The organism is Leptolyngbya sp. FACHB-671 (assembly GCF_014695745.1).
Taxonomy (GTDB): Bacteria; Cyanobacteriota; Cyanobacteriia; order Elainellales; family Elainellaceae; genus JAAUTN01.
Window position 1 is genome coordinate 47093 of sequence record NZ_JACJOV010000113.1, and the last position, 12000, is coordinate 59092.

7 protein-coding genes are annotated in these 12000 nt (G+C 50.2%); 2 read left to right on the forward strand and 5 right to left on the reverse strand.

The features are described from left to right. Positions 1-28 precede the first annotated feature (28 nt). Together H6F93_RS15330 and H6F93_RS15335 are read right to left on the reverse strand one after the other, a co-directional pair. On the reverse strand, positions 29-1138 hold the full coding sequence (locus H6F93_RS15330) for a Gfo/Idh/MocA family protein (RefSeq protein WP_190682244.1): 1110 nt from the start codon (positions 1136-1138) through the stop codon (positions 29-31). Between the two features lie 39 nt (positions 1139-1177). Further along, positions 1178-3262 carry a chloride channel protein gene (locus tag H6F93_RS15335; protein ID WP_190682248.1) on the reverse strand — a complete coding sequence of 695 codons (2085 nt, stop codon included), beginning with the start codon at positions 3260-3262 and terminating at the stop codon, positions 1178-1180. 1419 nt (positions 3263-4681) lie between these two features. Here H6F93_RS15335 and H6F93_RS15340 point away from each other — a divergent pair. Next, complete coding sequence (locus H6F93_RS15340) at positions 4682-7726, forward strand: DUF4347 domain-containing protein (protein WP_190682251.1); 3045 nt, start codon at positions 4682-4684, stop codon at positions 7724-7726. A 142-nt stretch (positions 7727-7868) separates the two neighbouring features. Here H6F93_RS15340 and hemL read toward each other — a convergent pair whose 3' ends face one another. The 3 genes from hemL to H6F93_RS35235 all read right to left on the reverse strand — a co-directional run bounded on the left by hemL (position 7869) and on the right by H6F93_RS35235 (position 10065). Next, positions 7869-9170 carry a glutamate-1-semialdehyde 2,1-aminomutase gene (hemL, locus tag H6F93_RS15345; RefSeq protein ID WP_190682254.1) on the reverse strand — a complete coding sequence of 434 codons (1302 nt, stop codon included), beginning with the start codon at positions 9168-9170 and terminating at the stop codon, positions 7869-7871. A gap of 220 nt (positions 9171-9390) precedes the next feature. Further along, the gene (locus H6F93_RS15350; RefSeq protein ID WP_190645696.1) at positions 9391-9765 is read right to left on the reverse strand and encodes a DUF7980 family protein; all 375 of its coding nucleotides are present in this window, start codon (positions 9763-9765) and stop codon (positions 9391-9393) included. A 99-nt stretch (positions 9766-9864) separates the two neighbouring features. Further along, entirely contained in the window at positions 9865-10065 is a 201-nt protein-coding gene (locus H6F93_RS35235) for a helix-turn-helix domain-containing protein (protein ID WP_347277302.1), read from the reverse strand. Positions 10066-10240: 175 nt separating this feature from the next. On the opposite strand from H6F93_RS35235, the gene H6F93_RS15360 reads away from it, so the two are divergent. Further along, positions 10241-11890, forward strand: coding sequence for a D-Ala-D-Ala carboxypeptidase family metallohydrolase (locus H6F93_RS15360; protein WP_190682257.1), 1650 nt, complete (start codon positions 10241-10243; stop codon positions 11888-11890). Positions 11891-12000 lie beyond the last annotated feature (110 nt).

The following is a 12000-nucleotide window of genomic DNA, read 5'->3' on the forward strand; positions in this document are numbered from 1 at the left end:
CTAATACCAATTTGTGGGTAATGACGATCTACGCCTGCCGCAAAAAAGTTTCTAGACTGGGCACGTTGACCCAGGTGCCCGTCTCGTTAGATTGGTGCGTTAGATCCATCAAAAGCTGAGAATAGAGTCCTTCGCGTAATGAAGGGGTAAGCGATTCGCCTCGCTCGATTGCCTCGACCAAGCGATCGACAATCCGAATGAATGGAGCCAGACGACCATCGGCGTAAGTCTTGGGAAACTCCAGACGCTGAGGAATTTCCACCTCAGTTAATGGCTCTCCTGCTTGACTCGCCCAGAGTCGAAAGCCATGCACATAATCTTTCTGGTGGTCGCTGCCGAGAACGAGGGTGCCGCGATCGCCATACACCTCCACCCAATGCCCTCTGCCTTGATAGGTCGCGGCACTTAGCACCACTTGACACGGCGTACCGTCTGCTAACTCCAGCATCAGGCTGCACGTATCATCACTGTCAACCGGCTTCGTGCCACCCTCCGGAGCAGGACGAGTTGCAATTCCAGTACTCAAATAGCCGCATAGCCGCTGAACGGGACCAAACAGCCAGGAAATGTAGTCAAAGGTATGTGATCCCAACGCTCCCAGTGCGCCACCACCCTGATCTTTGCGGGAATACCAGTTCCACGGACGGCTTGGATCAGCCCGACCCGAGACTAGCCAGTCCACGTTGATCAGACGCTTTTGCCCAACAAAGCCTTCTGCCAGCAGTTCAGCGAAGCGCTGCCAGGCAGGAACATAGCGGAACTCAAAATCCATTAGCGCTGCAACGCCCTGCTGCGTTGCCAACTGGTAAAGTTCCGCAGCTTCCCTTGCTGTCAAGGTTGTCGGTTTTTCCAACAGGAGATGCTTTCCAGCTTGCAGAACGGCTTTTGCCATTTCGTAATGCAAGAAGGGTGGCGTGGTGATGCTAACGGCTTTAACTTCCGGTAGGGCAAGAATTTCTTCTAGTCGCTGGCAGGCATAGGGGATGTTGTGGGCGGTGGCGATCGCCCTTGCCGTCTCCGCGTCGCGATGATAAACCGCCATCACCTGAGTACGGGGATGTTCTTGAAATCCAGGAATGTGAATTTTTTGACCAAAGCCAGTGCCAACGACTGCGACACCCAGAGGAAATTGAGCCATAACACGATTAAACTGAGCAACCTTTGGAGCGGGCGATCGCTAGCCTACCTTACAAACCATCTCTTCAGAAGAGGGTTCGGTGTCTTCCACGAGATCTTCTACTAACTCTTCTGCCAAATGCTGCTGAAGTGAAAGCGCTCCGTTTTCCGAGGATAAAGACTCAGAGGATAAGCAAGGATTGACTAGTGCAGGCTGTTCAGATATGTCTATAAACTCTTGAGAAAACTCTTGGGAAATTGAGTTCAAGGCAGTAATTTCTGGCAACAATGCTTTGTCAGAGTAGGGCAAAAGAGCAGCTTGGGTTATTGCCAAATTAGCGGCTAATCCAATTCGACTGCGCTCTAGTACGCCTAGCACCTGACGCGGATTTTCACGCGCCACAACGGGCAGCAAAAACAACCCTCTTGCCTCCATTCGACAAAGCGCTTCAGTAACGGATTCATCTTCATAGGCAGAAACAACATCTGCTGTACGAATCTCTCTAAGCGTTTGTCGAAACTTGCCTGAATCTTTGGCTTGCTGAGTTACTTGATCAATGTGCTGCTTAATATCAACGAGTGAAACGATACCTACTAATTCTTGCTTAGAGTCTAATACTAGAGCGGTGTTAGATTTTGCTTCAACCATTCTCTGTCCTGCTTCTAGCCAGCCTAGAGAATCGGGAAGCGCCAGATAGGAACGTTCGAGAATTGAAGCGATCGATACTTGCTGCAACACTTCAAACTCATCCTGCTTTTCCAGATTCATTCCCATTTGCTGAAGGTTAAGTCCCTGGATTGAGGGAATTGACTTAAACCGATCAACGACCCAAACGCTAACACCCACTGCCGCCATTAGTGGCACAATGATCAAATAGTTTTGGGTTAACTCAAACAGCAGCAAAATTGCCGTTAAGGGTGCTCTTACAGTGCCTGCCAAAACTGCAGCCATGCCCACCATTGCATAGGCAGGTGGAGGCGCAATTTCTAACCAACTTGAGGGGAGAACGATCGCCAACACATTTCCATAAACTGAACCTAAACACGCCCCTAAAAACATGGCTGGGGCGAAAATTCCACCGACGAAGCCGCTGCCCAAACTAATGGCGGTTGCCACGAGTTTAACGAATAGTAACAAGCATAGAAATTGTAGAGGAAATTCTTTTCCTTCCAGGATTACCTGAAGCGTCCCATACCCAATTCCGAGGATTTGGGGCAACTGGAGCGCGATCAATCCCAAACAAAGTCCACCCAGAACGGGTCGAACGGGTTTTGGCAATTTCAGCCAGGTTAAGCCAGCCATTTCTCCCTGAAAACAGGCTTGTACTAGCTTAATAGCCTGAGAAAAGGCGATCGAAACTAGACTTGCCAGCAATCCCAGCCCCAGGTAGAGCATCCACTCCCAATGGCTCAAAACTTCGTATGCAGGCAGATCAAAAGCAGGATGCACCCCAAAGGCAATTCGGGCAATCAGGGCAGGCACGATGGATGAGAGCAAAATCAGACTAACGGCAGGGGTGGTAAACGTTGCGCCCAGGACAACCTCTAGGGCAAAGAAGACCCCCGCAATGGGTGCGTTAAACCCAGCGGCCAATCCGGCTGCTGCGCCTGCCCCCAGCAACAGGCGATATCGCTCTCTTGACACCTGAAACAGTTGACCAAACAAAAACCCAATGTTGGCCCCAATTTCGACGCTGGGGCCTTCTGGTCCAAGGGAAGCGCCCGTACCTAAGGAAACGGCAGCGGCAAACATTTTGATGAAAGGCCGCAGGGGCGAAATCTTTTGCGCTCCGGTGCTGTTAAGCAGCGCTGAAAAACCTTGACCCAGATAGTCTCGAAATCGCCAGGTCATTAGCCCCACAACCAATCCACCTAGGACTGGAATGCAGGCTAGTGTCCAGTTGCCCCAGCTTGAGAGGGTGCCAAACAACCACTCAAACGTTAGCGTTTCAGACCATTCAATCAAGCAGTGGAAAAGGACGATCGCCAGCCCTGCGCCACCACCAATGAAGACGGCAGAAATGAGCACTAGAGCTTCTGGGGAAGGCTGAAGACGGTTCAAGAAGCGGGTCAGGCGATCGCTCAAAGAAATAAATTTAGGAGGTTCTGGTAAAAGTAGTTTGGGTTTAGGAATAAGAGTAGTCATTGATAGGGGAGGAACCAGGAAATAGGCGTAACTCAAGCAATCGACTCTAATGCAGCAGTGCAGCCATCGGAATTAGCCACAACTCGCTACAACCAGCACTAACTTAGCGACTCTGTCTGTTAGCAGCTCGCTTTGACCCAGCTAACAGACACCCGCAAAGACATTGGGCACTCAGAGGTAGATGCGGAGTTCAACCCCTCGTCCCTGTCATATTTGAATTTTAATAATCTGAGTTCTAATACCCATTCCCCTCAAGGCAGCATCTGTTAGAGTGCGCGAGGCACGCTCTAAAGAAAGCAGGTCCCCTTGGAAACGGTATAAGAACTAGTATGTCTCAGTTATGAGAATTTGGTTATAAAAATTAACTAACTGTCAAAACAAATCTAGCCTTATTTCACCTGGAGTTCAACCGCCGACTGCTTAGATTTACGCCTCGATCGGGCGTCCGTCGGGCTAGTCGCTGGCTGAATTTACAGTTCTAGGGTTTGGCTAGCACTAATCCTAGCAGCAGCAGCGAGATATGCTTTGTAGCGCTCGCAGCAAATGAAGGGCGATCGCCAGCAAGTTTCCGGGTATTTGCGGATTCTCCTGATTTTTACGGATTCTGTTAGGATTACCGCCTTACTGTGTTCCTGATCACTTTCAAGCAACGTTTAAAGTGCGAGGTTGTATTAGTTTTTCCAAGGCAACTTCCGTAGAGGTTCGTGTTAAACAAGAATTCTGTCATTGCCTCATTCTAAAAACTCAAGAAAACGCTGAATCTAGGTTAAGTTAGAGCGATCGCAACTTTGCCTCAAGGTTGCTTCAATTCTTAGAGGTTACTGAATCAGCGTCAAAAAAATATAACTGTCGGCTCTACAGATTAAAGTCCACGCGTAGTATAGTGGTTACTCGTTTTCCTAAAAACCTCCAAATCTTGGAATAGCATCCTTTACAAAGGAGTTTGTGAATCGAGTTCTAAACTGTTGAAATCCAAGTTTTAGGGTGCATCTCGAACTGATTCGTCTGCAGTCGGGCGATCGCTAAAGTCCAGTGATTTTTTGATGAGGGGCAACTTCTCGATTTAATCTACCTCAGGCTTTCAACACAGGAAAGTTGCCAGTGGGTCTGCTCCCATACCCGTTTTATGATTAAAGAAAACTCAAGCTCAAGTAATTTCACTTAGATTACAGAAGGCAACTTCAGCATGTTCCGTGCCCCTACCCTCGGAAACTACTGTAAGAAAGTCATGAAGTTTTCTTTAAGCGACCCCTCACCTCGATTTGCGCGTATAAAATAATACCAAAATCACTGGGCTCGGCGTGTCGTATTGCAGGCTGGATTTTTTAACGTTCCATTGCAGGAGGACACCAGCGGAATTCATCTGTCTGCTGCCCCTTGCTTTTCGTTCCGGTTCGATTTTTTGCAAAGGTTTTTACCATGACATCTCCAACTGCATCCACCGTCGTTTTCGTTGATTCAACCGTTGATGACTACCAGAGCTTAGCCAGCAGCGCTTCTCCGGGTACTGAAGTCATTGTTCTTGATGCCACTCAGGATGGCGTCACTCAGATCACTTCAGCCTTGGCTGGGCGTAGCGGAGTGGAAAGTGTGCAAATTCTCTCGCATGGCAGTTCTGGGCAGTTGCAGCTCGGTTCTACTCAGCTCAGTTTAGAAACCCTGAATCAGTACACCGCTCAAATTCAAAGCTGGTCAAGTTCGCTAACCGAAACGGCTGACGTTTTACTCTACGGTTGTAACGTTGCAGGAAGCGACACAGGCAATTCGTTTATTCAGCAATTTGCGACGCTCACCGATGCTGATATTGCTGCCTCTACTGACCTGACTGGCAACATGGCTCTGGGTGGCGATTGGGATCTAGAAGCAGCCGTCGGTCAAATTGAAACCTCCCTGAAGCTCGATCAGGCAATTTTAGAAAGCTACGATTCAACCCTGGCACTTCTGTTTCGTGAAGACTTTACAGGTACCGACGTCAGTAATCGTCCATGGCTATTTGGAAGAGGAGTGACCACCTCTGCTGACCCTTTCCTGACTGCCAGAGGCACTGTAGCCCCATCGACGGGTGGGCTTCCGGGTACTGCAAATCCCATTGATGCGCCAGGTCAAGGTGCTTTGCGGTTGACAGGTGCTCGAACCGATCAGGCAACCTTTGCCATCTACAATGAGGCAATTCCCTCGAATGCGGGGCTTTCTATCACCTTTGATCTGTTCTCTTACGGAGGGACAGGTGCAGATGGTATTAGCTTCTTCTTGATAGACGGACAAAAATCTCCGACCGTTGCGGGTGGTTTTGGCGGATCTCTCGGATATGCCCAAAGAAACACTCCCATCAATGTACCGGGGCTAGAGGGAGGCTATGTCGGAATTGGATTTGACGAATTTGGTAATTTTTCGTCGGGTACCGAAGGGCGCGTTGGCGGACCCGGTCGTCGCAGAAATACAGTCGCGATTCGGGGTAGCGAAGCTAATGACTATGAGTACCTCACTGGCAACTCTAATCTACCTGGGCGAATTGATACCCCTAACGCAACCAATCGGGATGATGCACGACGCAGGGTCAACATTGAGCTAGATCCGGGCGGATTAATCGATGTTCGGATGGATTTCAATGGAGACAACGATTTCAGTGATGCGGGTGAACTGGTCATTGATTCGTTTAATGTGGTGGAGGCGAATGGTTCTCCCTTGCCTGCAAACTTCAAGTTTGGTTTTGCTAGCTCAACGGGTGACTCTACCAACATTCACGAAATTCGCACATTCCTAATTGAAACCGTTACGGGTGATAATCTGTCTCCCGTTGCAGCCAATCGAAGGATTGAGGTTGGAGTTGGCGATGTAACTCCCATCACCAGCGTTATCGCGAGAGATCGAGACGGCACGATTGCCTCCTACACCGTTAGGACGATTCCTCCGCGCGCTCAGGGCACTTTGTTTTTGGGCGACCCAAGCGCTGGAGGTCGAGCCGTCACGGTTGGGCAACGGATCGCTCCCCGTCAAATTAGCCGACTCTTCTTCCGAGCCACCAATCAGTTCTCAGGAGCTACTTTTACATACGACGCAACCGATAATGACGGTGCAGTGAGTGAATCTCCTGGAACCGTCAGCTTAGTTGTACCTCCCGGCGAGGGTCCCAACCGTCCTCCCGTTGTTGCCAACCGCACGTTTGAGGTGGAGCCTGAAAGCACACTACGGTTGGTCAGGGGTTTGGCTGGCACCGATGACGGCGAAATTACCTTCTACCGCATCTCAAGATTACCCGAGACAGACCAGGGCGTTCTGTTCCTGGGCAACCCGGCCGCGGGTGGCAGAGCGATTGAGGCGGGGCAGGGAATTCGACCTGATCAGGTGGGGCAACTCTACTTCCAGGCAAACGAAGACTTTACAGGTGCTAGTTTCATCTATGTTGCGCTCGACGATGACGGAGCGCGTAGCATTACCCCAGCTACTGTTACGCTCAACTCAACTGATAGGATACCTCCTGGCTCTCCTGGCTGTGGACCTGGAGTCACGCTTACCGGAGACATTGGTAACAATGTATTGCAGGGCGGTGATGATAGCGACACGATTTCTGGTTTAGGAGGCAATGACAGGCTCCGGGGGTTGGGCTGCGACGACCAGATTAATGGGGGTGATGGAAGCGATCGCCTGCGAGGTGACAACGGCAACGACCTGCTTGTTGGCGGAGACGGCAACGACCTGCTTTTTGGTGGCAGTGGAGAAGACTTCTTGCGCGGCACGCTTGGAGTTGATGTGCTGCGCGGCGAGAGCGGCAACGACCTCATCTATGGCGGCGGAGACAATGACAATATTGAGGGAAACGATGGCAACGACGTAATTAGAGGCGGCAGCGCGAATGACTCGATCAGAGGCGCAGAGGGGAGCGACCGAATTAGCGGTGGTACAGGTGATGACATCGTTGACGGGGGTAACGGCAATGATGGCTTGAGGGGAAGCGAAGGTAATGACGTAATCCGGGGGCGCTCCGGCAACGACCGAATCAGCGGCGGCGCTGGCAACGACCGTGTTGACGGTGGAGTCCGTAACGATCGCCTTAGAGGTGCAGAAGGTAACGATGTCATACTCGGTGGAGACGGCCGCGATGTGCTGATTGGCGCAGAAGGTAGGGATGTCCTATTTGGCGGCACGGGTGCTGACGAACTGTTAGGGCAAGAAGGCAGAGACTCATTCCTCTACACGTCCTACGACGACAGAGGCGATACGATTCTCGACTTCACAATTGGTGACGACAAGATTGACCTGAGTCGGGTGTTTCGAGAGCCAGGCTATAGCCTGGAGGGAGAAGCAGCCTACCGTAGCTATGTAGCGTTGTCTCAAAGTGGCTCTGACACGATTTTGAGGATCAAACTCGATAACAGTACTGATGCAGGTGGGCAATTCAGGTACCTTGCTACCCTGCAAAACATAACGACTACTAGTCTCTCCTTTTCTGATTTCGTTGTCTAAGGATGATGAGAAGCACACTTCATCAGTAGAGTACGCTTCCCATACTTAGAAAGGTACTTAAAAAGGGAGTAGAGTTTAGCTCTGCTCCCTTTTTTCCTAACTTAGTGACTAACTTTTCCTAGCTTAGTGACTAACAGTACATCTAGAGGTTAGACATCACTTCACGGGCAGCATCTAGAGTGCGATCGATGTCTGCCTCCGTGTGAGCCAGAGACATAAACCCTGCCTCAAATTGGGATGGAGCCAGATATACACCATGCTCTAACATGCCGCGATGGAAACGGGCAAATTTGTTCAAATCAGACTTCTTGGCATCCTCATAGTTATGCACTGGTCCTTCGGCAAAGAAGAAACCGAACATACCGCTGATTTGTCCACCACAGGCAACATGCCCTGTTTCTTGAGCAACTTGCAGCATTCCATCGGTTAGCCGCTTGGTGATTTGGTCAAGCCGCTCGTAGTTACCTGGTTGCTGTAACAATTGCAGCGTCTTGATTCCTGCCGTCATTGCTAGTGGATTGCCAGACAGTGTCCCTGCCTGATACATCGGGCCAGCCGGAGCCACCATTGACATAATTTCTTGCTTGCCGCCATAGGCACCCACGGGTAGCCCACCCCCAATGATTTTGCCCAAGGTGGTCAAGTCTGGGGTTACGCCAAATCGCTGTTGGGCACCGCCGTAGGCAATTCGGAAGCCAGTCATCACCTCATCAAATACGAGCAGTGCGCCATTTTCGTGAGTGAGTTCTCGCAATCCTTCCAAAAATCCGGCATCCGGGGGAATGAAGCCTGCATTGCCGACAACGGGTTCCAAAATCACGCCTGAGATTTCACCAGGATTTTCGGCAAATAGAGCTTTGACGGCTTCCAAATCGTTAAACGGAGCCGTTAGCGTATTAGCTGTGGTGGACTTAGGCACACCAGGGGAATCGGGCAATCCTAGCGTTGCCACACCCGACCCAGCTTTGACCAAAAACATGTCGGCATGGCCGTGGTAGCAGCCTTCAAACTTGATCACCTTGTCGCGTCCGGTGTAAGCCCGCATCAGACGCAGGACAGCCATGCAAGCCTCGGTGCCAGAGTTAACAAACCGTACCATTTCAATACTGGGAACAGCATCGATCACCATTTCGGCTAAGACATTTTCCAGATAGCAGGGTGCGCCGAAGCTAGTGCCTTTTTCCAGCACTTCGTGGAGGGCTTGCAAAACTTCGGGATGGGCATGACCGCAAATTGCAGGGCCCCACGTACCGATATAGTCAATGTACTGGTTGCCGTCTACATCCCAGGCATACGCGCCTTTGACGCGATCGAACACAATGGGCTGACCGCCAACAGACTTAAATGCCCGCACCGGAGAGTTGACCCCTCCGGGCATGAGCTTTTGTGCAGCAGCAAAAATTTCTTCTGATTTGGTGGTTTTCAAACTGGTGGAGGTAACCAAAACTTTCTCCTTTCGGCTCTGATTCTAATTTCTAGGCTAAGGGACAGCGGCGATTTAGGACTGATTGTGCAACGAATTGTTTCACCGGGATGATTGCTTCGTCTAAGTCTAGATTTGCTGAACTGTCGCAATTCTTATATATAGCAGCTATGTAGCAGTCATCAATTGACCGGGGGTGATTGAGGGTGATTGCGAGTTGGTAGTCTTGGACTACAGCTGACTATGGATGTAAGTCCATCAAAAAATCAGGCACTTGCAGAATGTGAAAGTAAACCAGAACCGAGACGATCAATGTATAGAGGGTAGAACCTCCTAACCCAATCAGCAGACCCCGTTTAGGATCTTGTTTCTCTCCATCCACAAACATATCTATTGCGCCAAACTGCATCATCACGATTCCCAGAACATTTGAAATCCAGTAGCCAACAATAGTGCCGGGTAGAAACCAGTCTGGCTTAATCCAGCTGATTGCATAGCCAAAGACTAAAGCGATCGGCAAATTGAAAAATAAATCATTCCACCAGGAAAGCGGAGACAGCATATATCCGATGCCCATAATCGCTCCGCCCCGCAGTTTCTTTAATAGGTTTGTCATCTTCTAAAGGTTTTGAAGGAGACGAATAAGTCTTATGTTTTATAGGTGCTATATCTAAATGTAACTTCTCGGCAGGCGGCTCAATCGTTCTCCCTCAGATTAAGGCTTAATTTCCTTTGCAAGATACCGATCTAAGGCTTCCTTTCCGATTTGGTAGCACTCACAGGCGGAATCTTCCATTCCTCCTCGATTAAGGATTGTGATGCGGCCTCGGTCGGCACGAATTAATCCTGCTGATTGCAAAGTTCCAGTCGCTAAGCTAACAGAGGGTCGCTCTGCGCCAATCATCTGTGCCAGAATCTCGTGTTAATAAAATCTCTGAAGTTTGGCTCTGATTTTGTGCAGCTAATAGCCAACGACAAGGCGTTCCTCAATGCTGTGGAAGCGGTTGCATAATGCAGATCACACATCGCATCAATGGCTAAAACAGTGCAAAATTTGAGAAGACCGATTTTGCACAGGGGTAGGGTTATTTATGGCAGACTTGACCGCCGACCAGCGCAATTACTACTACTTGCTAGAAGCAGCCCGCACTGGCATTCACAAACCGATTTTGGCGGCACTTTATGAGGTTCATGACAGCCCTAGACTGACGGATGGTGAAACCGGATTAGGAATCTCGCCAGCAAACCGGATTCCGCTCGACCAGGTCAATACCTTTCCTGAACAGGTGCAGTATGCTGCTAACACCGTTCGCAGCATCACAAATCGGCTTACAGCTCAAGCTTGGAGAGGAGATGAAATCTGGGATCGGGATGAGGGACGCTACACCGATCGCTTTGTTGAGGCGATCGCCAAAGGCTATGCCCCGCCTGCTAACGATACTGCCGCTACCCGACTGGAGTCGAGCGATAGCAAAAAGCTGCTCAAAGCCTACATTGAAGACCTGACCGTAGACTATAGAGCAGACCAACTGCCGCACAATTTAGCTGATCTTGATCCGAATTTACTCACCTTTACTGAGAGGCTAACTCGCTATTACACCAGTTTGCCCTATCAGCGTGAGGCATTGCTCGAAGCAGTGCGGCTATGGCGCAAGCTGGACAATCGAGAGGCCGCGATCGCCTCTTTTAACCTATCTAATTCTAGTGAAGCAAACCTCGATCGTGCTCTGCTGCAATTTATCCAGCAGGTTTCACCCAATTATTCTGGCTATCCGCATCAGCGAGAGGCATTGCTGCGACTGGCACAGCTTTGGCGACAGTTAGACTCGCGAGAAGAGGCGATCGCCACCATTCAAAACCATCCCACTGGTGAGACAAACCTAGACATTGTTGATCCGGCATTAATTGCCTTTGCACAGCGAATTCCTAAGTTTTACCAGGGCAAAGGCGAACAGCGAAACGCCCTGACTGAGATGTTTCGCCTTTGGCGCGGACTAGATTCACGGGCTTCTGTATTAACCACACTAGGATTAAATCCACAAGTACTAACCTCTGGCACCCCCGATCGCACTACATTGGTTAATGCTGCCAGTCAGCTTGACCGAGAACTGTTGGAATTCGTTAAATCCGTTCCCACCTCATACCAGGAAACGGAGGAACAGAGAGAGTCGCTAATACGGCTGGTGCAGCTTTGGCGCGGACTGGATGCACGGGAAAAAACGATTCAATCTTTGTTTGAAGATTTGCGGCGGATGGAGCAAGCCCGCCGCGATTCCCAAGATGCACCGCCTATTCCTGAACCACCACCACCTCCATCTCGCCCTAGCCGCTGGACTCCTAGCAACATTCGCGGACACATGTATACCTCGATTATTCCCAACGGTAACTTTACCTGGGCAGAAGCGACTCATGGTGGTACGCGGATGCCGCCTAATCAGGCAACGGTTGATGCAATGGTGAGAATTGCCCAACTCGCACAGCAGGCTCGCGATCGCATTGGTCGTCCTTTCCGCATCACCAGTTGGTATCGTTCTCCTGAAGTGAATCGTAGAGTCGGTGGGGCTTCAGAAAGTAGACACATTGTGGGAGATGCGATCGACTTTTACTGTGATGGACTGAGTGGCAATCAGCTTTATTGGGCGCTAGATCCCTGGTGGCCGGGTGGGTTAGGGCGTTATCAACAGTTTCCAGAGCTGAGTCACATTGATGCGCGTGGCTATCGGGCCCGATGGAAACATTAGACCTCCTGCATGAATAGCAAAGGGATGTGACAGTTGAGGATCGCAGCGAAGCGAGATAGTTTCTATCTAGAAGCTATCGTCAGAAGCAGATATGCGATATACAGAATTGG

Coding starts and splice junctions, on each gene's coding strand:
- H6F93_RS15350 (WP_190645696.1), bottom strand. CDS start 9,765: ATGACAAACCTATTAAAGAAACTGCGGGGCGGAGCGATTATGGGCATC.
- H6F93_RS15340 (WP_190682251.1), top strand. CDS start 4,682: ATGACATCTCCAACTGCATCCACCGTCGTTTTCGTTGATTCAACCGTT.
- H6F93_RS15360 (WP_190682257.1), top strand. CDS start 10,241: ATGGCAGACTTGACCGCCGACCAGCGCAATTACTACTACTTGCTAGAA.
- H6F93_RS15330 (WP_190682244.1), bottom strand. CDS start 1,138: ATGGCTCAATTTCCTCTGGGTGTCGCAGTCGTTGGCACTGGCTTTGGT.
- H6F93_RS15335 (WP_190682248.1), bottom strand. CDS start 3,262: ATGACTACTCTTATTCCTAAACCCAAACTACTTTTACCAGAACCTCCT.